Annotated in this window: 23 protein-coding genes; 9 read left to right on the forward strand and 14 right to left on the reverse strand. The window is 40.1% G+C overall.

The features are described 5' to 3' along the window. The first annotated feature begins 25 nt into the window (after positions 1 to 25). Together RBQ60_RS01000 and RBQ60_RS01005 are read left to right on the forward strand one after the other, a co-directional pair. Positions 26 to 1,450, forward strand: coding sequence for a PEGA domain-containing protein (locus RBQ60_RS01000; protein ID WP_307884743.1), 1,425 nt, complete (start codon positions 26 to 28; stop codon positions 1,448 to 1,450). Positions 1,451 to 1,464: 14 nt separating this feature from the next. Then, on the forward strand, positions 1,465 to 3,192 hold the full coding sequence (locus RBQ60_RS01005) for a phospho-sugar mutase (protein ID WP_307884744.1): 1,728 nt from the start codon (positions 1,465 to 1,467) through the stop codon (positions 3,190 to 3,192). A 491-nt stretch (positions 3,193 to 3,683) separates the two neighbouring features. Here RBQ60_RS01005 and putP read toward each other — a convergent pair whose 3' ends face one another. The 11 genes from putP to RBQ60_RS01060 all read right to left on the reverse strand — a co-directional run bounded on the left by putP (position 3,684) and on the right by RBQ60_RS01060 (position 11,279). Then, positions 3,684 to 5,231 (reverse strand): sodium/proline symporter PutP, encoded by a 1,548-nt coding sequence (putP, locus tag RBQ60_RS01010; protein WP_307884745.1) that lies wholly within the window; start codon positions 5,229 to 5,231, stop codon positions 3,684 to 3,686. Positions 5,232 to 5,560: 329 nt separating this feature from the next. Next, on the reverse strand, positions 5,561 to 6,163 hold the full coding sequence (locus tag RBQ60_RS01015; protein ID WP_307884746.1) for a TetR/AcrR family transcriptional regulator: 603 nt from the start codon (positions 6,161 to 6,163) through the stop codon (positions 5,561 to 5,563). An 18-nt stretch (positions 6,164 to 6,181) separates the two neighbouring features. Beyond that, positions 6,182 to 7,390, reverse strand: coding sequence for a Card1-like endonuclease domain-containing protein (locus RBQ60_RS01020; protein ID WP_307884747.1), 1,209 nt, complete (start codon positions 7,388 to 7,390; stop codon positions 6,182 to 6,184). 30 nt (positions 7,391 to 7,420) lie between these two features. Next, entirely contained in the window at positions 7,421 to 7,822 is a 402-nt protein-coding gene (locus RBQ60_RS01025) for a GerW family sporulation protein (protein WP_307884748.1), read from the reverse strand. Then, positions 7,815 to 8,804, reverse strand: a complete 990-nt coding sequence (locus tag RBQ60_RS01030; RefSeq protein WP_307884749.1) for a hypothetical protein — start codon at positions 8,802 to 8,804, stop codon at positions 7,815 to 7,817. Before RBQ60_RS01030 ends, RBQ60_RS01025 begins: the two co-directional genes overlap by 8 nt. A 1-nt stretch (position 8,805) precedes the next feature. Continuing rightward, positions 8,806 to 9,489 carry a TIGR01906 family membrane protein gene (locus tag RBQ60_RS01035; protein ID WP_307884750.1) on the reverse strand — a complete coding sequence of 228 codons (684 nt, stop codon included), beginning with the start codon at positions 9,487 to 9,489 and terminating at the stop codon, positions 8,806 to 8,808. Further along, positions 9,473 to 9,799 carry a hypothetical protein gene (locus RBQ60_RS01040; protein ID WP_307884751.1) on the reverse strand — a complete coding sequence of 109 codons (327 nt, stop codon included), beginning with the start codon at positions 9,797 to 9,799 and terminating at the stop codon, positions 9,473 to 9,475. Before RBQ60_RS01040 ends, RBQ60_RS01035 begins: the two co-directional genes overlap by 17 nt. A gap of 117 nt (positions 9,800 to 9,916) precedes the next feature. Continuing rightward, positions 9,917 to 10,087 (reverse strand): hypothetical protein, encoded by a 171-nt coding sequence (locus RBQ60_RS01045; protein WP_307884752.1) that lies wholly within the window; start codon positions 10,085 to 10,087, stop codon positions 9,917 to 9,919. After that, positions 10,074 to 10,457 (reverse strand): sulfite exporter TauE/SafE family protein, encoded by a 384-nt coding sequence (locus RBQ60_RS01050; protein WP_331654224.1) that lies wholly within the window; start codon positions 10,455 to 10,457, stop codon positions 10,074 to 10,076. Before RBQ60_RS01050 ends, RBQ60_RS01045 begins: the two co-directional genes overlap by 14 nt. Continuing rightward, positions 10,454 to 10,807, reverse strand: coding sequence for a sulfite exporter TauE/SafE family protein (locus RBQ60_RS01055; RefSeq protein ID WP_307884753.1), 354 nt, complete (start codon positions 10,805 to 10,807; stop codon positions 10,454 to 10,456). The genes RBQ60_RS01050 and RBQ60_RS01055 overlap by 4 nt, the downstream gene beginning before the upstream one ends. Before the next feature lie 94 nt (positions 10,808 to 10,901). Then, positions 10,902 to 11,279 (reverse strand): hypothetical protein, encoded by a 378-nt coding sequence (locus tag RBQ60_RS01060; RefSeq protein ID WP_307884754.1) that lies wholly within the window; start codon positions 11,277 to 11,279, stop codon positions 10,902 to 10,904. Between the two features lie 418 nt (positions 11,280 to 11,697). On the opposite strand from RBQ60_RS01060, the gene malQ reads away from it, so the two are divergent. Then, complete coding sequence (malQ, locus tag RBQ60_RS01065; protein WP_307884755.1) at positions 11,698 to 13,278, forward strand: 4-alpha-glucanotransferase; 1,581 nt, start codon at positions 11,698 to 11,700, stop codon at positions 13,276 to 13,278. A gap of 81 nt (positions 13,279 to 13,359) precedes the next feature. After that, on the forward strand, positions 13,360 to 15,189 hold the full coding sequence (asnB, locus tag RBQ60_RS01070) for an asparagine synthase (glutamine-hydrolyzing) (RefSeq protein WP_307884756.1): 1,830 nt from the start codon (positions 13,360 to 13,362) through the stop codon (positions 15,187 to 15,189). Positions 15,190 to 15,234: 45 nt separating this feature from the next. Here asnB and RBQ60_RS01075 read toward each other — a convergent pair whose 3' ends face one another. Beyond that, complete coding sequence (locus tag RBQ60_RS01075; protein WP_307884757.1) at positions 15,235 to 16,182, reverse strand: DMT family transporter; 948 nt, start codon at positions 16,180 to 16,182, stop codon at positions 15,235 to 15,237. A 307-nt stretch (positions 16,183 to 16,489) separates the two neighbouring features. Here RBQ60_RS01075 and RBQ60_RS01080 point away from each other — a divergent pair, with 307 nt between their 5' ends. The 3 genes from RBQ60_RS01080 (at position 16,490) to RBQ60_RS01090 (ending at position 18,178) form a co-directional block, all read left to right on the forward strand. Beyond that, a complete protein-coding gene (locus tag RBQ60_RS01080; protein ID WP_307884758.1) occupies positions 16,490 to 17,659 on the forward strand; it encodes an iron-containing alcohol dehydrogenase in 1,170 nt (389 codons plus the stop codon). A gap of 175 nt (positions 17,660 to 17,834) precedes the next feature. Then, complete coding sequence (locus RBQ60_RS01085) at positions 17,835 to 17,963, forward strand: hypothetical protein (RefSeq protein ID WP_307884759.1); 129 nt, start codon at positions 17,835 to 17,837, stop codon at positions 17,961 to 17,963. A 23-nt stretch (positions 17,964 to 17,986) separates the two neighbouring features. Then, positions 17,987 to 18,178, forward strand: coding sequence for a CPCC family cysteine-rich protein (locus RBQ60_RS01090; protein ID WP_307884760.1), 192 nt, complete (start codon positions 17,987 to 17,989; stop codon positions 18,176 to 18,178). A gap of 175 nt (positions 18,179 to 18,353) precedes the next feature. Here RBQ60_RS01090 and ychF read toward each other — a convergent pair whose 3' ends face one another. Together ychF and RBQ60_RS01100 are read right to left on the reverse strand one after the other, a co-directional pair. Beyond that, positions 18,354 to 19,451, reverse strand: a complete 1,098-nt coding sequence (ychF, locus tag RBQ60_RS01095) for a redox-regulated ATPase YchF (RefSeq protein ID WP_307884761.1) — start codon at positions 19,449 to 19,451, stop codon at positions 18,354 to 18,356. Between the two features lie 92 nt (positions 19,452 to 19,543). Then, entirely contained in the window at positions 19,544 to 19,708 is a 165-nt protein-coding gene (locus RBQ60_RS01100) for a hypothetical protein (RefSeq protein ID WP_307884762.1), read from the reverse strand. A 141-nt stretch (positions 19,709 to 19,849) separates the two neighbouring features. Between RBQ60_RS01100 and RBQ60_RS01105 the strand changes: the two genes are divergently transcribed. Beyond that, positions 19,850 to 20,239, forward strand: coding sequence for a YhcN/YlaJ family sporulation lipoprotein (locus RBQ60_RS01105; RefSeq protein ID WP_307884763.1), 390 nt, complete (start codon positions 19,850 to 19,852; stop codon positions 20,237 to 20,239). Positions 20,240 to 20,505: 266 nt separating this feature from the next. After that, positions 20,506 to 23,247 (forward strand): S-layer homology domain-containing protein, encoded by a 2,742-nt coding sequence (locus RBQ60_RS01110; RefSeq protein ID WP_307884764.1) that lies wholly within the window; start codon positions 20,506 to 20,508, stop codon positions 23,245 to 23,247. Positions 23,248 to 23,535 lie beyond the last annotated feature (288 nt).

Below are 23,535 nucleotides of genomic sequence, written 5' to 3' on the forward strand. Positions count from 1 at the left end.
AAATTCCCCGAAGGAGGAGAAGCTTATGAAAGACTATCACTTTGAAAAAGATGACCATGAATTTGATCAAACCATACGATTAGATGATATAAATGAAGAAATGAAAAAGCTGGAAAAAGACAAGACAGAGGATGATTTGGGGGACAAGGACGCTTTTTTGGATGCCTTTGAGTCGGAAAAGTTCGACCAATCCCCTGAGGAACATATGGCAAAAATACCGTCGGTTCCCTCTGGGACTATGCCCGACGATCATGGGGACGAGCCTTTTTTTAATAAAAAAACAGTTACCATTATTTCGGCGGTGGCAGTGGTTGTGGCCATTGCCTGCTTTGCATTGGTGCGGGGGATGTTCCCCGCGGGTAACAGGAATGATTTGCCCGAATCACAGGTTCCTGTACTGATTCAAGGTGTACTGGATGGGGGAGAGCTGATTGTTTACGATATAAAGCATGATGTGAATAAAAGTATAGATATTACGGAAGAAACGGTGATAACCAACGCCCAGGGACAAATTACGCCTGAAGTACAGTTCAATACGGGTGACCTTGTTTTAGTAAGCCTTGGTAGAGATGGAAAGAGCGTGCAAAGGCTAAATTTTGGAGGAGAGATTCAAGTTCAAGAAATAACAGGGCTGACACCGGATATTGCTTCCAATCAACTTTTGGGTGAGAATGGGAAGGCGTTCAAATATGGAAAGGAGGCTATGTTCTTGTATAACCAAGAAGAAATTAGCCCCAAAGAATTGGAGCCTTGCGATGTATTGGTTTTAAAAAGCTATGAAAACGTTGTTTGGGCCGTAGATGTGGCAGAGTATCATGGGTATATTTCCATTGAAAATAAGGACAATATTGTAAATGGTATGTTTAAACTGGATGAAGAGGATGAGGTTCCTTTGGAAGAGGCGGAGCGTATCCCAGTGAAAGAAGGTACCCATACCATTACTGTCTCTGGGGATAATATTGAAAAAAGAACGGACAGTATTTTTGTAGAGACTGGGGAAGTGTATGTGTATGACCTTTCTCAAGCCCAGGAAAAGGTGGGCGTTTTGATTATTAACGCCAATGTAACGGACTACAAGCTTTATATCAATGGTACCTTGGTTGACAGTACGGTGCCTTCTGTGTTGCCCATGGGAGAATATGACGTTGTGATTTTGAAAAATGGCTATACCGAGTGGAGTCAGCATGTGGTATTAGATACAGATACCCTGTCTATTGATGCCAATTTACAACAAGACATACAATTTGGCACGGTTGTGATTTCTGCGAACGTAGATAATGCACAGATTTATATTGATGGCAAGGAAATGGGCTTTGCTCCCATAGAATTAAACCTGCCTTATGGAAGTTATAGCATGGAGGTTGACAGGAGTGGATATGAGCCTTATTTCACTACCATTTTAGTAAATAGCAGTTCCACTTATATGAAGGTTGAATTGGAGAAAGAGTAAGAGGAGGCGAGAGCATGGATCACATAAAAAGATACCAGCAGTGGTTAGCAGATCCTTCGATCGATGAAGAAACAAAGGCGGAGTTACGAAGTATTTCTGAAGATGATAAAGAAATGAAAGAAAGATTTTATAAAGAGTTGGAGTTTGGTACAGGGGGCTTGCGTGGAATCATCGGTGCAGGGAGCAACCGATTAAATTGTTACACCGTAGGCAAGGCAACCCAAGGACTGGCCAATTATATCAAAAAACAGGGAACAGGGGAAAAGGGCGTAGCCATTGCTTACGATTCCAGACATATGTCTCCTGAGTTTGCCCAAATGGCAGGCTTGGTTTTAGCAGGCAACGGTATTCCTGCTTTTGTATTCCCTTCTTTGCGTCCTACGCCCATGCTTTCCTTTGCTGTTAGGCATTTGGGTTGTACGGCGGGCATTGTCATCACAGCAAGCCATAATCCCCCAGAATACAATGGTTATAAAGTGTATTGGGCAGATGGTGCACAGGTGGTTGCGCCCCGTGACAAGGGAATTATTGACGAAGTAAATGCAGTAAGCGAATACGGACAAGTTCTTTGGATGGAGCGTAAGGAAGCGGAAGAAAAAGGCCTTTATGGCATAATTGGCAAAGAGGTTGATAACAGCTATGATGAGCAAGTTTTAGCCCAGCGTATTTGCCCAGAGGTTGTAGGTCACAGGGGTGATGACATTTCCATTGTTTATACACCCATCCACGGTTCAGGAAACCTGCCTGTACGCCGTGTTTTGGAAAAGGCGGGATATAAGAAGGTGTTTGTTGTTCCCGAGCAGGAGCAGCCCGATGGGGACTTTACAACGGTTGGATATCCCAACCCCGAAGACCCTAAAGTATTCACCTTGGCAAAAAAATTGGCGGAAGAGAAAAATGGGGATGTCATCGTAGGGACAGATCCTGATTGTGACCGAGTAGGGGCAATGGTAAAGAACGACAAGGGTGAGTATGTTGTTTTAACAGGTAATATGATTGGTGCATTGTTGACAGAGTATATTTTGTCTCAAAAAGCTGAAAAGGGTGTTTTACCCAAAAATGGCGTTGTCATTAAAACCATTGTAAGCACAGAAATGATTCAGGCTATCTGTGATAACTATGGTGTGAAAAAAATGGATGTGTTAACAGGTTTCAAATTTATTGGTGAGAAAATGACGGAATTTGAAAAAACAGGTGATTATGCATTCCTTTTTGGCTTTGAAGAAAGCTATGGTTGCTTAGCAGGAACCCATGCCAGGGATAAGGATGCCGTGGTGGCCACTTTGCTTATTTGCGAAATGGCGGTGTTTTATAAGAAAAAGGGCATGACTTTGTATGAAGGCGTGGAGAAACTCTATGAAAAGTATGGCTATTATCTGGACGGGGTAAAGGCCATTACACTAAAGGGCCTAGAAGGTGTGGAACGTATTCAGAAGATTATGTCTACCCTGCGGGAAACAAATCCAAAGACCTTTGGTGGGAAAGCTGTTGTTTGGGCGAAAGATTATAAAACACAAATTTTCCGAAACTTGCAAACAGGAGAAGAGGAAAAAAGCACAATGCCCCATTCCGACGTCCTATACTATATCTTGGAGGATGGAACTTGGCTTTGCGTAAGGCCTTCTGGCACAGAACCCAAGCTGAAATTCTATATTGGGGTAAAGGCTGATGATATGGACTCTGCAAGAGAAAAGTTGGCAGCCGTTGAGAAGGATTTGGAAGAAAAAGTAGCGGCTATATAAGATTTCATCGTACCTTAAGGATTTTACATTGTAAGTAAGCAAGAGAAGAATCATTGATTAAGTTGTAATTACATCGAAGCCCCTAGCTCTTACAGTAGGGGCTTGTTTTAATGGTTTTGGTTTTAAGAAAAAGCATCAACTATGGCGGTGAGAGAAAATGGTATATGGTGTTTCTTAAATTATAATTTAGAAATATTTATCAGATGAAAGGAAATGCTGTTTCTATCTGGCGCAGCAAAGGCAAGGTTTATGCTTTAAGTTCCTTCTAGGGGCGGATTATGTAAATTACCGCTTACTTGGATGGTGATGATTTTCGACTTTGGTTTTTTACAATTAAAAAACTTAGTAATGGTTATGTTTTGAAACATAATCTTAACTTAGAAACTTTGCACAGAGATATATTCTGTACTTTAAAATAAGGCGTTTCATAATAAAAAAGACATGATCATTTCTTTATCATGTCTTTTTATATTTATTCAATTAACTAGGGATTATCTTCTCCCTTTGCAAAGTTCTTTTACGTGATCAAACTCATCTGTAATTTCTTTATCAGGAGCCTGTGTCAAAAGGCTCACCACAATGATTGTAGTTAAAGACAGTATGAATGCGGGTAATAATTCGTAAATGTTCCAAACACCACCCATGGGTCTAACCAAGTATTTCCAAATAAAGACAGTTGCACCACCAACAATCATACCTGCCAAAACCCCTTGTCTATTGGAACGTTTCCAGAATAATGCAGCTAAAACCACAGGGCCAAAGGCAGCACCAAAACCTGCCCAGGCAAAGGATACGATACCAAATACAGAGCTGTTAGGGTCTCTTGCGATAAACGCAGCAATCATGGAAATTATGATTACGGAGCATCTAGCAACGGTCATTGCCTTTTTCTCAGACATTTTTATACCTAAAAAGCTTTGCAACAGGTTATGAGAAACGCTGGAGGAAGCAGCCAAAAGCTGAGAGTCTGCTGTGGACATGGTTGCCGCTAAAATACCTGCCAAGATAATACCTGCAAGGAAGGCCATGGAGACGCCGCTCTGGCTCAACAACCCTGAAATCTGTACAATAATTGTTTCGGAAGCGGAGCCTTCTAAAATAGGAAGGGCACCAACCTTAGACATGCTATAACCGACAATACCAATGAAAACGGCTACTGTCATGGAAATTACTACCCAAATCGTTGCGATACGACGGGAAAGAGAGAGCTTTCTCTCGTCTTCAATGGCCATAAAACGCAACAGTATATGAGGCATACCGAAATAGCCCAAGCCCCAAGCCAATGTTGAAAAAATCGTTAAGGGACCATAAGGGGCTGCGGAATGGTCTGCAACGCTATATACCTCTGTCATGCTTAAGTAACCAGGGAGTGCTCTTGCGTTCTCCATAACGGAATCCAAGCCCCCAGCAACATGAATACCGAAGAATACCACGACAAATAATGCCACTGTCATAACCATACTCTGAATCAAGTCTGTTGTGCTGGCAGCAGAGAAGCCCCCGGTTGCCGTATAGGCTACAATAACAATTGCACTGATAATCATAGCTGCATGATAATTTACGCCAAATAAGCTACTGAACAATTTACCGCAAGCGGCAAAACCAGAAGCGGTATAGGGGATAAAGAAGATAATAATTACCACTGCTGCAATACTCATCAGAATGTTTTTATCATCTCTATATCTTCTGGAGAAGAAATCTGGCAAAGTAATGGAGTTGTCTGCTACATGGGAGTAAATACGAATACGTTTTGCTACGATGAGCCAGTTAATATATGTACCCACTGCTAAACCGATGGCAGTCCAAGTTGCATCTGCAATACCAGAAAGGTATGCAACACCAGGTAAGCCCATCAAAAGCCAGCTACTCATATCGGAAGCTTCTGCGCTCATTGCTGTTACAAAGGGACCTAGTTTTCTCCCGCCTAAATAAAAATCTCCTACGTTTTCGTTCTTTTTGGACCAATAAATACCGATGGCCACCATAGCTGCCAAATATATGGTAATGGCAATCATAATACATAATTCTGCTGTTGTCATAATTTCAAACCCTTTCTTGTTAGTTCTAGCGCTTTTCTGGAAACTCCAGATTTTTGTTTATACACTTTTCATTCTTCACAAATATTTAGCTTGCCTTAGGGTAACTTGGGAGTTGTAAAGAAAGTGAATGCAGACAAACGAGAAGAGGAGTGTTCAGAAACGCTCTAGTCAATGTTTAGAATTATAACACAATCTTAACAAGACTGGAATACAGAACGAAGTATAGAATATATACTGTACAGTTAAATAAAAAATAGTCAAAAAACCCCAATATTTAAGGGTTTTTTGACTAGACTATAGTTAATATATTTTGTATCCGAAAATATAATTTACAAGTTATCTTCTTTTTTTGACCGAAAACCCGCCAAAAACAGTGGCATCATTTGCTTGGCATACTGGCAAAGGGAATACTCTCCATTACAAATACACCAGTCGTAGATTAAAGCTCTTTCGCATAGGGCGTATGCCTTTACAAATTCGTTGACGGACACATCACAGCGTAAATCTCCATTTTGTTGTCCCTCTGCGGTTATTTGACGCAATAACTTATAATACACCCGATTGTGATCTAGCAGATGTTTTCGTCCGCTTGTAATAAGCTGTGAAGAATAAAGCCTAGCAAGTAAATCCATGGAAACACTATTATCAATCATAAGAAACAGTTCTTGGTTAAGAAACATGAGCTTGTCAAAGCTATCCATCTGGCCATCTAGTTGGGGTATTAATTCTTGATACTTATTATCAAACAGCTCAGAAAGGGTACCTAAAAGGGCGTCCTTTCCCCCAAAGTAATGGTAAAAAGAGCCTTTTGAGGTACCTGATTCCTCTACGATTTCTTCGATTGTAGTGTTGTCATAACCTTGCTCATAAAACAAGCTCCATGCCGCCGCAATGATTTTATTTTTCGTATTGCGGGTGTTCTTTTTTGCCATTTCGTTCCTCCTACTTCTTTAAACCTTTTTCCACTTGAGGCTCACCAAATCATGCTCCCGTATTGTTTTTACCAATCGCTCGGCGAAATCATCTGCCATAATATCTGTACCATCCAACAGCTCTAGACCAAGTTCTTGGGCCCGCTTATAGGTTCCAGTATGGATTTTCTTCTCCTTGCCAAAGGTTACAATAATACCCTTTGAAAACCAACCTCCCAAACGTTTTCTTGCAATCAAAAGTTCGTTGAGTGCCGCCGTGTCTGCATCCCGCAACTTACAGGAAATAAACACGGGAAGGGAGTCATCCATTAGAAGAACATCAATTTCGTTTCCTGCCACCGTTATGTTGTCATAAGCATTCCAATCAATCATTGTGCCTAACTTAACATCGTTAAATACTCCGGCTTCTTTGGCGGAAATATACACATAAAGTTCGAGCCAAACGCCGTAGTTAATGCAATACTGTCTATCTTCAATAGAGGCAAAGGTAAACTGAACATATCCATTCTGAATTGATAAATTTTGAATAAATCCCAGAGATTGGAATTTTTCCAAAACTTCTCGGTCAGGATAAACGGCCTTGCCGTTTTTCATATGTATGTTCCATTTACTTTCCATGAAGAGTTCGTGGGGCAGAGTTTTTGCAGCAACGGTTTGTATAAAACTACAGGTATATTTCCATTGAAATAGACGTTGAAATAAAAAACGTGCCATTTCTTTGATTGCGGGGTAACGGTCTTCTGTGGGTGGTCGATGGGACTCACCCATAAAACAAGCGCCTTTTGCATCAATAAAATCCTCCAAAGTCAAGGAAGCGGTTTTTGCTACCAAGCTGTCATCAGAGATATCCAAAATAATTTTATTCACAAGGTCTGTGTGCAAAAGGGGCAAGTTCAAGGAACTTCCTGCCTTATATCCAGCAAGTAGCATCAATTCGCTTCCGCCAGTTAAGTCTAGGGCACACTTGCTGATGCCATTGCGGTCAATGACTCTGCTAATTTGGCGAAAAATTTTATCAACAGATGTAATATCCACAGGATATTGCTCAACTCGAATTCCTGGGATATTACGATCTAAACATTTCTTTATAGCGGTGAATGCCATCATATCCCGCATGCCTTTGTCATAAAAATAAATGACCTTTTTGGGCCGCAAGGTCAATGGCGTAACAATATTTTTTAAAACATCTTTATCGTAAAACTCAATGAGAAGATCCAGTGGAATCATCTCCCTTCAAATCTATCTTGTTACAAAAACTTATTTTTTAAACTCTTCCACAACCACTTCTTCTTCGAATACTTCTTCTTGTGGTTCTTTTTTATCTCTGTTTCCAAAAACAGCACCGAAGTTTAACTTGTTTACTACGCCTGGGGCCATGTCAATCAACTTGCTCACGGCGTCCTGATTTTTAATGTTAATGGTCTGAACGTTGCCATTTTGGATAACTAGCACAGCAGAGGGGGTAATTTTTGCGCCCACACCGCCTGCGGCGTTAATGCTTTCCTTGGCACCTGCACCAGCACCGACAGCTACTTCGATTAAGGGAAGTAGGGTTAAATCACCAATGACGATTGCCTCACCTACAACGGTTTTTGTGGAAACCAAATCTTCTACTTTATTAAACAGTACATTTACTGACTCATTAAAATCTTTACCCATTCTGTTTTCTTCCTTTCCAAAGTTTAATTAAAATCCTACGCACAGGCTTTGTCAAACCAAATGCCAAAAGGGCATAAAGGAAGGAGCCCATAACAATTTTCCCTTTTATTTTAACTTCTATATCCTCCGCCACCAGACGGGTGAAATCCCCTTTTACTTGGATATTATTTCCGAATTTTGCCGTCAAAATACCTATTAATCCCATAAGATAACCTGTATAGGTGGGATTACCTAAACCCAAAGTGGCTTTTATGAAAAGGTGGTTGGGTAAAATCCCTTTGATGAGGCGTTTTAGCAATGTTTTCGCCGCCAAAAAGATCCCTCGTTTATCCTCTATCTCTTGAAACTTGTGCCAATAAAAGCGAAGCTTGTCCAAGTTCGAATCCTTTTCATCTTCGGTTTCATCTTCACCGGTGAAGAAATTTTCTGGTTCTTTTTCAGCAGTAACAATATCTATGGGTTGTTCCTGAATTTCAGAAACCTTTACACGGCGTACTTTTGGCTTTGGCGGCAAAGGTTCTTCTTTTGGTTCTTGTACAACAGGTTGTACTTTTTCTGTTTCCATTTGTTTTGACACTTCCACTTTTGGTGGCGTGGGCTCAGCCATATAAACCCCTTGGGAGGGTGTTTTTGTGGCTTTTTCTCTGGCAACAACGGGTGATCCTGTTTTCATTCGCTGAGGAAGGGGCTTGGCTTTTCTTTTTCGTACCTCTTTCTTTTTCTTCTGGCCAAAGAGGGTAAACCAAAGGACTTTTACAGTGATCTCAGGCTCTTTACCGTAAACAAAGTTTCCCTTTATACGGATAAGACCAAAAAGCCATTGTGCTGCAAAATCGCCGTTTAGTTCTTCTTTTTTCTCTCCTGCAATACCATACTTCAAAGGACTGATTAAAACCACTGTGATGATTAAAATAAACAGCAGAAGAATACTCAAAAGCAAAATCCCTATGAACTTTAATATAGCCAGTAGTATGCTTAACATATCATTCCCCTGTCTTCATTCGTTTTGCCAAAAACCAAGATAAAAGCCAAACAACCAAGGCACTTATTAAGAATATACCTGCAATCCAGAAGGCGGTATCTCGAAAAAAACCCTCAGGCACGATATTGATTAATAAGTCCGTTTTAGGGTTTAAAATCCAATCGTCATTGTTAAAAAATATATGGTGAAACATGATGAAATATCGGTTAAAGTCATGCACCATGAGGGCGACTAAAAGCCCCATCAGCCCGAAAAATATACCGATTCCCCCTTGGATTCCTTGGAAGAGGTGATAACCTTTTTTGAAGTATAGGATAACCCCTATAGCCAAAGCGGAAAACAGCATTGCACCAAGGCGAAGCTGTTCGGCACCGATAAATAGTTTTTGAACGTCCAACATATGCCTTTTTTCTTTGTCATTAAAAAATTCTTGCTCAATATTTCCGATTTTAGTATAAACAACTAAATCTTCCCGATCACCCTTTAGATAGTCCATCATTTCATGGGTGACCTCCAATAAATCATTCATTTCTATATCAATTGATTTTGCCACTTGGTACTTTTTATATTCCTTCTCAAAGTACCCATCCATGTAGTATGCCACATACTCAACGGAGCTAATTAGCAAAATAGACATAAGAGCCATGCCCACTAAGACACCGATACCTTTATACACGAACCTCATTTGCTACTCCTTCTATCCATGTACTTGGATTTGATAAGTCTTTTCCATCTTTTATAACTTCTTCGATCATGTAGGCAATGAGGTCAAAGGCTTCTCGTTTGCCATTGGCAACACCAACAACCACACCGTTTTTTGACTGAAATCGTCCCCTACATAATTCCCAAGAGGACACAATTTCATAACAATTTTTCTCGGAAATAAAAAGGATACAATAAAGGCGGGGCATCGGGATATTTCTTTTTAGGGCATATACAACTGTTTCTAAATCTGTAACATTTTCCGCTACAAATAATTCTTGTGCTAACCGCATTTGCTATCGCTCCTTCCCTTCCAATTCTTAGCACCATTATAGCAGATTAAACAAGAAAAGAAAATAAAATATAATTATGTAATAAACAGCACCCCGCAAGAAGGGTGCTGTTTTGGGTTACTGAAGGGCCGCTTCCAATTTATCTAACTGCTGAAAGGGATAATGCTGTAATAGCTCTTTATATTGGGGGGTGGTTAGGCCAGGGGTTTGGGTGTAAATTGCAATTTTTTCATCCAAGTCAGCCTGCATAAATTTTAGTTTTAGTTTCGAAAATTCATCTTTTTCCATGTACTTCAGTCCTTTCGTTATTTTTCTTTTTAAAAACTTCGCTCAGTCCCATTAAAAACAGGAACCCGCCAAATATTTTTCGTAACAAATCAGGTTCTAAGGATACGGCTAATATAGAACCTGCTGCCGCACCGGCTAGACCGTAAAGAGCCAGTGGTTTTGCTGTTTGCCAGACAACATTTTTATTTTTTGTATGGGTGATTAATGCAACAATAGCTGTGGGAATAAAATAAATTAGATTTACCCCTTGAGCTTGATGTTGATCAATGCCAAGGATAAAAATCAAAGCGGGAATCAATATGGTTCCGCCACCGATACCCATGCCGCTGATAATACCTGAGAAAAAACCGATTACCACAACCCAAATCATAGTATCATCCTCACTGCGGCTGCGATCATAAATAAGCCAAAAATTCGATGTAACCAAATTCCACTGATTTTCGACAATAGCCTTGCACCAACGAACCCTCCGATAACCCCACCCAAAGATGCCCATAACGCAATGGTCCAAACCACATCGGTTTTCCAGCAATAAATCACCAAGGATAGTAACGATAAGGGCAGAATAATGCTGATTGCGGTGGCGTGGGCTTTATGTTCTTCTACACCAAGAAAACGTTCCATAGACGGCACAACAATTGTGCCTCCGCCAGAACCAAAAAGTCCATTTGCAAAGCCAGTGATTAGGCCGATTGCGATTTTTTTTCCCATTTTCTGCATGGAATTGTCACCACCTTTCTTTTCCTAGTATGGCGGAAAATTCCTATAAATATGTATAGCATCGAAAGAAAACCTTTCGATGCCATTAAAAAAATTAACTCGCTACTTTTGCTGTTCTGCCATCAAATACGTTTTCAACACCATTTACGACGTCTCTACCAGCGTTGGCAACACCTCTGCCTACTTGCCTTACATCTTTGCCTAACTTAGTACCAGTATTATCAGTTACAGGTCTGCCACTATTGATGCCGTAGCCGTCCCAATATGCAACTCCGCCACCGCTGCTGGTATAAGTTCCTGCGTTATACCTGTTATAACCAGCACCATCGCTGTCATAGTTATTATAGCCATAGCTATTATAACCATAACCATAGCCATCCGTTGCTCCACCTAAGTTGTTAGCAGAAGTACCACATCCGCCAAGAGCAAGCATCATGGCCGCTACCATTGCAATAAAACCGCCTTTTTTCATTTCAATACCCTCCTTATGCAAAAATAACTCTTTGCCTTTATATTGTCTGTCGGAAACAGAAAAAAAACCTTGCTTTTCCTTGGAATTAGGGGGAAATTTTGGCATAAATGCGGATGGAAGGGCAAAGAAAAAACTGTTAAAATGTACGGTAATATTTTAAAAGCCAAGTCAGAAGCAATGAAGCATACAAGGAGCGTTGCAATTTATCTATATTATTGTGTGTAGATGTAAAAAAATTGCATGAAAATATGAAAAAAACACAAGGTAAGGAAAGCAAAGGCATGTTGACATATCAAGTATATTAATTACGGTTTATTGTCTCAAAAAATGAATTGAAAATGTATAAATAGAGGAGATATCTTTTACGGGTGCTTATTAAAAGAAAAATATTATGTTATATGAATAAGGAGATAGTTTCATGTTTGAAAGCAGAAAAAGTGGGATTCTTTTACATCTATCGTCTATTCCTTCTCCCTTTGGCATTGGCGACTTGGGTGGGGATGCCTACCGTTTTATAGAGACTCTAGCATCAGCCAAGCAAACTTTATGGCAAATTCTACCTCTTTGCCCTGTGGATGCCAGTGGTTCTCCGTACCAAAGTACATCAGCCTTTGGAGGAGAGCCGCTTTATATTAGTTTGGATTTGTTGGCACAAGAAGGCCTATTGTCAAAAGAAGAGGTAGAAGATGCAAAGCAACCGAATTTCCCTTATACGGATTATGCAGCGGCACGGGAGCTGAAAATCCCTTTTTTGCAAAAGGCTTTTCAGGAATTTCTTTGCAAGTCGCCTCCCGCTGAATATAATGACTTTTTAGAAAAAAATAATTACTGGATTGATGATTATGCTATATTTATGGCGGCAAAGGCTTACTTCATGGAACAGAGGCAACAGGAGAGTGAAGGGCTTTGTAAATTTCTGAAAGAAACACAGATGTTTTTGCCAGAGGAGATGGGGCGGGCTTATTATGACTCCGCTTGCTGGTGCTCCTTTCCCGAAGACTTGAGGCAGCGAAAGCTCCAAGCTTTGAAAGAATGGAGAGATATTTTAAAAGAAGAAATTCAATGGGAGTATTTTTTGCAATATTTATTTCATAAACAGTGGCATCAGCTTAAAGCCTTTGCCCATGAAAAAGGAATTCAAATCATTGGGGATGTTCCCATCTTTGTTTCCTATGATAGTGCCGATGTTTGGGCAAATCAAGAAGCTTTTCAGCTAAATTCCTTGGGTTTTCCAAGGGTGGTGGCGGGAGTGCCCCCTGACTATTTTAGTGAAAAAGGACAGCTTTGGGGAAACCCCCTGTATCAGTGGAAGTATCACGAACAAACATCCTATCAGTGGTGGATTTGTCGTATTAAGAAGGCCTTGGAGGATGTGGATATCTTACGAATAGACCATTTTCGTGGTTTTGAGTCCTATTGGGAAATCCCTTTTGAAGCGGTAGATGCCCGTAGCGGTAAATGGGTGAAAGGGCCTGGAGTCAAGTTGTTTCAAAAAATGGAGAAAGCTTTGGGGGAACTACCTTTTATTGCCGAGGACTTAGGGATTATTACGCAGGAGGTAAGAAAGCTCCGAGAAAAAATAGGGCTGCCAGGCATGCGTATTTTGCAATTTGCTTTTGGCGATGATAAAAACAATGCTTACTTACCCCATTCCTACGACAGAAATACGGTGGTTTATACGGGAACCCATGATAATAATACCACCATAGGGTGGTATCAAAATGCAACGGAGAAAGAGCAGGATCATTTTCGTCGGTATATGAACGTGACTGGGGAGTCTCCCAATTGGGACTTCATTCGTCTTGCCTTTTCTTCTTCTGCTCAAGTGGCAATCGTCCCATTACAGGATGTGTTGGGATTGGGGGAGGAATATCGTATGAATCTACCAGGCACAGTAAAGGGAAACTGGTCCTTTACATTTCAGTGGGAAATGTGGAATGAAGGCTGTCTTGAGGGGCTTCGATACCTTTCCTTTTTATATGGCAGAAACAGCGGTTAGAATTGATTTCTTGGCAAAATTATGCTAAAGTTAAGCCTGAAACAATGAAATTAGACCCTATCATTTAGGAGGAAATAAAATATGTGCGGTATTTGTGGGTTTACAGGCCGTCTGGCTAACTCCGAAGAGATTTTGGAAAATATGAAAAATAAAATTGTTCACCGTGGGCCGGATAGCGGTGGATCTTACTTTGACGATGGTATGTCTATGGGTTTTCGCCGTTTGAGTATTATTGACTTGGAGGGTGGGCATCAGCCTATCTATAACGAAACAGAAGATATGGTAATCACCTTTAACGGGGAGATTTATAATTATCAGGAATTAAGAGAAGATTTGATTGTAAAAGGCCATGTAATGGGCAGTAATGCTGACACGGAAGTTCTTTTGCATGGATATGAAGAATATGGCGAAGATTTGCTTTTAAAGCTTCGAGGGATGTTTACCTTTGTAATTTGGGACGCTAAGAATCAAACCCTTTTTGGTGCCAGGGATTTCTTTGGCATTAAGCCTTTTTACTATGCGTTGCAGGATGGCCAAATGATTTATGGTTCTGAAATCAAAAGCATTTTGGAATATCCTAATTTCAAAAGGGAAGTAAACCCAGAAGCCTTGGAAAACTATTTAACTTTTCAGTATAGCGTTTTGCCAGAAACCTTTTTTAAGGGTGTGTTCCGCTTAATGCCCTCCCATTGCTTTACTTTTAAAAATGGAGAGTTGAAGATTAAGCGTTATTGGGAGCCTAAATTCCAAAATAATGAAACAAAGTCTTTGGATGAATTTATTGAAGAAATCGACGCTGCTATGCAGGATTCTATTAAGAAACATAAAATCAGCGATGTGGAAGTGGGTTCCTTCCTTTCAAGCGGTGTGGATAGCTCCTATGTTGCTGCATCTTTCCATGGAGATAAGACTTTTACTGTGGGCTTTGACTATGAAAAATATAATGAAATTGACTATGCTAAGGCATTATCAGAAAAGATTGGCATAGAAAATCATAGCAAGCTCATTACAAAGGAAGAATATTGGGATACCTTAGGTAAGGTTCAGTATCATATGGACGAGCCTTTGGCTGACCCCTCGGCTATTGCCTTATACTTTGTAAGCCAAACCGCTGCCAAGCATGTTAAGGTTGCATTAAGCGGCGAGGGTGCCGATGAATTTTTCGGCGGGTATAATATTTACCGTGAGCCCCATGATTTACTACCAATAACTCGTTTGCCAAAACCTGTACGCAAAGGTTTGGGTGCCATTGCAAAGCGTTTGCCAAAAATGAAAGGCAAAAACTACTTGATTCGCGGTAGTAAGGATTTGCAAGAACGCTTTATTGGAAATGCATTTATGCTGTCCGAGGAGGAAAGAGAACGTATATTGAAAAACTCTACGGGACGTTTCCACCATACGAAGCTTACAAAGCCTTTTTATGATAAAGTGAAAGATCAGGATGATGTGACCAAAATGCAGTATATCGACATTCATTTTTGGTTAATCGGGGATATTTTGTTAAAGGCTGATAAAATGAGCATGGCTCATTCTTTGGAGGTTCGTGTTCCCTTTTTGGATCGGGTGGTATTTGATGTTGCTCGTACCGTGCCAACAAAGTATAAAGTGAATCAAGAAAATACAAAGTATGCCATGCGGCAAGCGGCACACCGCTATTTGCCTGATATGGTAGCGGAGAAGAAAAAACTTGGTTTCCCTGTTCCTATTCGTATTTGGCTGAAAGAGGACAAGTATTATAGTATCGTAAAAGATGCGTTTACTTCTAAGGCGGCGAAGGAGTTCTTTAAAAGCCAGGAAATTATGAAATATCTTGAGGATCATAGAGCTGGAAAAGCGGATAATAGCCGTAAAATTTGGACAGTCTTTATGTTCTTAGTTTGGCACAAGGAATACTTCGAAGAAGTTGTATAATACCGCTATAAAAATAAAAACCAAGACATTATGTCTTGGTTTTTTTTATGAGTCATTGGATACTTTATCTGTACTGTCTTTTTCGACATTTTGACAGGGAGTTGTTTTTTTCTTCCTTTGGGAAACAATAACCGCTAAGAAGATAATTAACCCGCCCGTTAAAATTCTTGGGGTAAAAGGGTCTCCATAGAAACATACCCCGATAATAAAAGCGAATAGGCTTTCCGTAGAGAGCAAAACAGCAGTATGGGTATCACTGGTGTACTTTTGTGCTACGTTCTGCAAGGTATAAGCAACGGCGGTGTTGATTATTGCTAAATATGCCAACGACATTACACCCGCTGGGGGAAAAGAAGTTGGAAATTCTTCAAATAAAAGGGCTGTAATCAACGAAAGCATGCCTGTAACAAGGTATGAAAAAAATGACATACCTAGGGGATTGCACTTGCCAGCAAAAATGCCTGTTAGAACCACAAAAACAGCATAGGAAAGGGAGAATCCTAAAGAAAGACCATCGCCTAACTCTATGGTTAAGGCTTCGTTTAGGGAAATAAGGCCAATGCCCATCATCACCAGAACACCTGCAATAAATGAGTTTACTTTTGGCCGATTTTTAAGCACAACCCATGAAATAAACGGTACCATCGCCGCATATCCCGCCAACAGAAATGCCTGTTTTGAGGGTGTTGTATATTTTAGGGCAATTACTTGTAAGGGCATGAAAAAATAAAACAAGGTGCCCAATATGAGTCCTGACCTTATTTCTGCTTTTCCGCAACGTTTAATGGTTCTACCAAAGATAAGAAACATAATCATTGCCGCTGCCAAAAAACGAGTTGCCAGAATATAAAAGGTGCTAAAATATTGTACTGCAATATCTCCTGCAATAAAGCCCCCACCCCAACAAATTGCGGCTAAAACCAAGGCGCAGTCCGCTAGGAAAACCTTCCGCTTGTCATCCATTTTCTCTATCTCTTTTCTACATATTTTCACAATATCCCTCACTATAACACCATATTTCAATGATTTCAATAAATATTTAAAGTAGGTAAACCTCGTGGAAAGTCATATCTTTAAAATTATTGGTTATTTTTGTTCAGTCACAGGGGAATATTTTATAGTACAGACAATGGGACTGTGGTATACTGAAAAAATAATTTGTTTTGTGATGATACCTTGATACTCTTTGATTGTTTAGTGCTTACTTTACAGGTGCTTGAGGGTAAAATTTCAAAAGGATATTGTCAAAGTATGTCTCGTAGTGATTAAAATTTACCTTATGATAAGAGGAGGTTTTTAAATGAAATTTCAATATTTTATTCCAACAAAAGTTCTTTTTGGTTGTGGGCAGCTGGAAAAACTCCACAAACAAAAGCTACCAGGAAAAAAAGCTTTGATTGTCATTTCCAGCGGTACATCAGTAAAAAAATTCGGCTATCTTGCAAGGTTGCAGCAGCAGTTAGAGAAGGCAGGGGTGGCCTATGCCATATACGATAAAATCCTTCCTAATCCTATTGAGGCCCATGTTACGGAAGGGGCAGAGTTTGGGAAAAAAGAGGGATGTGACTTTGTAATTGGCTTGGGCGGCGGCTCCATTATTGATTCAGCTAAGGCTATTGCAGTGATGGTAACAAATGAAGGAACCATTTGGGATTACATTTTTGGTGGAACAGGGGGCAAGAAAATGCCTGAGAAAACGCCATTGCCTATTGTTGCCATAACAACTACGGCGGGTACAGGCACAGAAGCGGATCCTTGGGCGGTGATTACACATCAAGATAGAAACGAAAAAATTGGCTTTGGGTATGATGGAACATTCCCCGTGCTTTCTATCGTAGACCCTGAACTCATGTTGACTGTTCCTGAAAAACTAACGGCATATCAAGGTTTCGATGCCTTATTTCACAGCACAGAGGGCTATTTGAATAAAAACACCAATCCAATCAATGATTTGTATGCATTAAAAGCCATTGAGTTAATTGGCAAATACTTGCCTACCGCCGTAAAGGACGGACAAAATTTAGAGGCTCGGGAAAATGTTGCCTTGGCAAACACCCTTTCAGGCATGTCTGAAAGCATCGGCGGTTGTATTTCCGAACACGCCATGGAGCATCCTTTAAGCGGCCATAACCCCAAGCTTGAGCATGGGGCAGGGCTAATTATGATTTGCCAAGCGTATTATGCATACTGGGCAGAGCGGGGCGTTGTAAATCAAAGGCTGATTGACATGGCAAAAGCCCTTGGGAAACAGGATGCTACAAAACCAGAAGATTTTGTTACTGCGCTACATGATTTAATCGTAGCCTGTGATGTGGATGACTTAAAAATGTCCGACTATGGTATTAAGAAAGAAGAACTTACGATGTATACCCAGGCGGCATATGAAACCATGGGAGGCTTGTTTACAGTGGATCCAGCCCCAATGCCCTTTGAGGATTGTCTGAAGATTTATGAAAAGTCTTATAAATAAGGTAAAGCCTTTCTAAAGAAAAGGATTTTTTAACAGCGGTAATCTCCATGGAGTGGGGTTATCGCTGTTTGAATTAGGATGGAAGAATTAAGCCAATAGTTTTTGAGTAGTTTTTTACTGATCGTTTAAAGGTTATAAAATATTTTAGCGATCACAAACAAAGGGGGTTGAGCAATTGAAAGATACAGAGTATAGATTTCTTCCCACAGAAACAAAAAATGAATTAGCTACTGAGGAGGTAGTGGAGCATTATGAAGGGAAAAAATACTTGGGGACGCCCCTTGCCCTTGTTGTGGTAATATAACCATTCCAAACCATGGAGATGCCGTGGCATATATTTGTCCTGTGCGCTTTTGGGAGATAGATTTATTTGCTAAGGCTGATGATGAGCCCAGTGACCAAAATTACGGTCTGACATTATGTGAAGCTAGGAATAACTATGGAGAGTTTGGAGCAGCATTACCCCGCCTAAAGGAGTATTGCACAGAGGCAAAAGATTGGGAGTTGCCAAGAAAATAGGAATCTGTTAAAGTTGCATTTTCGAAAAGGGTCTAAGGGTTTGGAAGATATTATTTTATGCCCCTTAGGCTTGAAGGATTTGACGTCGATATGAAAAATTACTCCAATTTTTAAAAATATTTTTTTTTACTAAAAAAGGTGGCTAATTCAGCCACCTTTTTATGTTTAAGAAGAATTATACGTTAAAACGGAACAAAACTACATCGCCGTCTTTTACTACATATTCCTTACCTTCAGAACGAACCAAGCCTTGTTCTTTTGCCGCTGCATTAGAGCCAGCACGGACTAAGTCGTCAAAAGCAACAACCTCAGCACGAATGAAGCCTCTTTCAAAATCACTATGGATTTTACCAGCCGCCTGAGGTGCTTTTGTGCCCTTTGTGATGGTCCAAGCACGGGTTTCCTGTGGACCTGCTGTTAAGTAGCTGATTAAGCCCAAGAGTTTATAGCTTGCTGCAATCAAGCGGTCTAAGCCACTGCTATCCACACCCAATTCTGCTAAAAATTCTTTTTTATCTGCTTCGTCTAAGTCGGAGATTTCCTCTTCAATTTTTGCGCAAAGTACAAATACTTCACTGCCCTCATTTTTCGCATAGTTCCTAACTTTTGCAACATATGGATTTGTTGCGCCATCGTCTGCCAAATGGTCTTCCATTACGTTTGCTGCATACAAAACGGGCTTTGCAGTAAGAAGGGTAAGGGTTTCAACGAAAGCCTTATCTTCAGGTGTGTCCATTTCTACCGCTCTTGCGGAAATACCTTGTTCTAAAGCATCCTTCAATTTTTGTAAAATATCCATCTCATGCTGCAAGGATTTATCAGCCTTTGCCAATTTGCCTGTTTTCGCAATACGGCGGTCTAAGATTTCTAAATCGGAGAATACTAATTCCAAATTGATGGTTTCAATATCACGAATAGGATCAACAGAGCCGTCAACGTGTACCACGTTTGCATCTTCAAAGCAACGTACCACGTGTACAATGGCGTCCACTTCACGAATATGGGAGAGGAACTTATTTCCTAAGCCTTCGCCTTTGCTTGCCCCACGAACCAAGCCTGCAATATCAACAAACTCGATTACTGCGGGGAGGATTTTTGCCGAGGAGTGGATTTCTGCTAATTTTGCTAAACGTGCATCGGGAACGGTTACCACACCTACGTTGGGGTCGATGGTGCAAAAAGGGTAGTTTGCCGCTTCCGCTTTTCCTAATGTCATTGAATTAAATAAGGTGCTTTTGCCCACATTGGGCAGACCTACAATACCGAGTTTCATGTGTTTATTCTTCCTTTCCATGGGTTTGACTCATACTGTTAAACATTATAGCGAAAAGGCAATAGGTTGGCAAGGAAGAAGTAAGATATGTCTTATTTTCTAGGCAAAATAGCTAAAATTGCTAAAATAATAAAAAGGATAATGCCATAAGCACAAATCTGGTTGGCCTCGTCTTTTGTCACGTAAATTCCTTGTTCTGGTGTTGGATGAACATCTTTTACACAAACACGATAGTGTTTTCTTCTTTTGGGTTCCATGATTTTTACCTCCTTTTTTATTTCTTTCCAATCATAGTATAACCAAACTTGATTGAAAAATCAAAATCAATCTAGCCATAACTTGCATTTCATAAATTGTTTTATTGAAGACATACTAAAGAAAAAGGGAGGCGGCGAAAAATGTGGAAAAAACTGTGGGTGTTGAGTTTGGCGGTATTTTGTTTTTGTGGCTGTTCCGCCACGGTGACGGAAAATAACTTATCGGGAATACACTTTGTCAAGGCAAATGAAAAGCTGGGAGATAAAACTCCCGAAGAACGTGCCTTAACAATTAAAGGTTTATTGCATCAAATTAATGGTATTTCAGGGAATGCGGTGATTGTGGAAGGGCATACAGCGATTATTGGGTTACGTTTGGAGTCGGGAATGGAAGATGAGGCAAAAAGATTAAGCCAGGAAGCGGATAATGCGGCAAGGGAAGCGGACGAACATATTAATAATACTTCCATTACAACCAACGCAAGAATTGTTTCTTTAATTGAAGAAATGGAGCGTAAAAGAGCAAAGTGAAGTTAAAAGGTTTGTGGTAATTTATGCCATAAACCTTTTTTTAAAAAAAATTGAAACAATGAAAATACCATGTTTTTGGGGATTTTGGGCAGTATAGAACATTTAAAATTCCTTTTTCTGTTATTTTGCTATTCAGTTAATAAAACCTTAAGACGAAAAGGCTAGGCACATAAAAAAAAATATGATAAACTTGTCATTAAGAGTAAAATTTGGAATCTTAAGAGTAAACATATGGAATTTCCATATAAACTAAAGGGGGTAAAATCATGAAAAAGAAAATGGCGCTGGCTTTGGCGGCGGTGATGGCATCTTCCTGTATGAGTGTAACAGGGTATGCCGCAAACTTTAAGGATATAAATGATGTTCCTTGGGACGGTGCAAAAACAGTGATTAATACCGTTGCTGACTTGGGGTTATTGAACGGATATGAGGACAATACTTTCCGTGCAAAAAATAACGTGACCTATTGTGAAGCGATACATATGTTGTTTACGGTGCTAGATAAAACGGCAACAGCAAAACCCATGGATGCAGTAACCCAGAGCAAGTACATTCCGTTTATGCAGGCTCAGAATATTCCTACTTGGGCACAAAGAGCTGTGGCGTATGGCTTGGAAAATAGCATCATTACTACAACAGATTTGGCTAAATTTATGAGTGGTAATAAAAGCAACCTTGCCACCAGACAAGATGTAGCCAGGATGTTTGGGAATGCTCTGGCAGTGCGTTATGACGTAGATCGTGAGGCAAAAACGGCGACGAAGTTTAATGACGCTTGGCATATCTCCTCAGATTCAATCATACAAGTTGACCTTTTAGCCAGACTTGAAATCGTAAATGGGGACAATTCTAATAATTTTAATCCCAAAAAGAGCATCAATCGTGCTGAAATGGCTGTTATGCTCAATAAAACCTTTGAGGTATTAAAAAGTGGCATTGGCAACACAGGGGTTATTTCTGAGTTTGAATATGATGGTTCTACCTATAAAATGAAGATCAAAACAGAAATCGGCGATTCACTAATGTTCTTTGCTGTACCTGGTTTGGTGAAGGTTTATGACGGGGATACCACAAAAGAGTTGCCTTTATCTCGCTTAAGTGCTGGTGATAAAATAGGCTTCGTTTATAACGGCGGATCTTTGGAAAGCATCCGTGTTTTGGATGGTTCCACGGTTCAGGAAAAATATGACATTACAGGGTATATTATCGCTTTAAAGAGTGGTGAATTGTCCTTAGAAAATGAAAACACAGGTGACACAGAAAAGCTGAACATGGATGGTAATTGTCAGTTCTATTTAAATGACAAGAGCATTCGCAGATCAGACTTGGAGGAAGAATTAAAAGAAAACAGTGACAAGTATGCTTATGCAGGAATCAATACAAGAACCACCGTAGAAAAAGAGAATCGGTCTCAGGTTGAAAAAACCTATGTAACGGAAGTTTATGTGACCTTCTCCGATGAATATACTCGTACAGGCATGGTGGATAATATGGATAATGACCGTATCATCTACAAACCTGCTGATGCAGGCTCCACCAGTATCGTTTATTTTGCTTCTGAATGTGACTATTATATTGGTGATGAATCTGTTTCCCTTTCTAAGCTAAAGGAACTGGCAAACAGCGGCACTGTATATGTAAAAATCACTGTAAATAAAAGCGGCAAAGCTTCCAAAATTTTATTGTCTGAAGAAAGCTTTACAGCAGATAAAAATGACTCTACCAAAACCTATGAAGTGAAAGAGTTTACAGAAAGTCAGATGGTTTTGGAATCAGGTGGCAATACGTCTACTTATAGATTTGGTTCTACAAACCCTACTTCAAACATCACCTTCTATCAGTGGGATGATGAGGATGATGAGTGGATTACATGTAAAATTTCCAATGCAGAAAGCTACTTCGATTCTAACGACAATAAAGACGATACAGTTTTTGCTCGGGTGATTTTTAATAGCGGTGGAAGAATCAACAAAGTGTATCTGTCTACAAAGAAATCTGCATGGTCTTCTTCCAGTGATTCCATTGTAGAAAGAAAAGCAGAGGTTGCCTCTCTTTCGGGAAATACACTGAAGTTCAAAAATTCTTCCGTAGCGTATACACTGATGAACCAGTATAACGTAAAAATTGACCCAAGCAAGGACACGGATGCAATTACAGGTTCCGTTGATGGCAAAGACGTTAAGTATCCATTGGCTATCTTGGGGGCAAAAACAAGCTCACTCACCAACTTCAGAAAAATGGCTGAAGCAGATGGAGTTACTTTGTATGCAGAGATTAAGGCTAATGGCGACAATGTCATCCAGTCCATTGAAGCCAAGTTGACTGCTGCCAGCGGAAAATTGGTTTCTTATGATACGGACGACAGAGAACTGATTTTAGAAACCAGCGATGGTCAGAAGCTGACGTTAACAACAACCAGAAAGCCATCCACAGATACGGATGACTACACCTATGAAGACGTGGCAACAGCAGGATATATTGGTTCAGCTGTAACGTTAGGATTTAATGGTGATGGTGTTATAAATAAAATTAAGGTTACCGAAAGTGCTTATGATAAAGGAACAATTCGTGCCAAGGGTATTGCGGAATCTGCTGAAGGTGGCTTAAAGCTGAAAGGTGAATCTAAGGTTTATGGCTGGTTAGGCCGTTCTAATACCGAAGTACATAATTACAGTGGGGATTCTACTTCTTTGGATCGAGTAAAAGAAGCAATTGAGGATGAAGATGTTACCGTGTATGTAGAAATTCGTCTGGATGAAAGCGAGAGAGTGGAACGCATTAATGTTTACTTTAAAGAGGCTGAAGGTGCTTTCCAGGAATACAATAAGGACACCAATACTCTAAGAATTTTAACAGATGCAGGAAATAAATTCACATTCAACACCAATTCAAAGACGAGCTTTGATATTGATGGCATTGCAACGAATAAACTGAACGATTCGGCAGTAGGTAAAACCGTTGAGCTTTCATTTGATAGCGAAGGTTTATTGAAAACCGTAAAAGGCTAATTCCAAAATTTAAACACCCCTTTGCCCTAGGTCAAAATACCTTGGTAAACAAAGGGGTGTTTTTAAAATCTTGCTTAAATGCCCACAAAAAAACAAGGGGGCAAAAGCCACCCTCGTTCTTGATTATCTACGATAATCCTTCTTTTTTGCTTTGTATTTTGATGCCACAATAAATATAGATAAGGAATGGGTGTGCCGAATGAATCGGCCTTACCTATGCTTACTGGATTACAGTTGGGAAAGGAAAAGTAACCTTGCACAAAAAAACAGCCGGGAGGTTGCATCCTT

This window comes from Anaerotignum sp. MB30-C6 (genome assembly GCF_030908465.1).
Classification (GTDB): Bacteria; Bacillota; Clostridia; order Lachnospirales; family Anaerotignaceae; genus Chakrabartyella.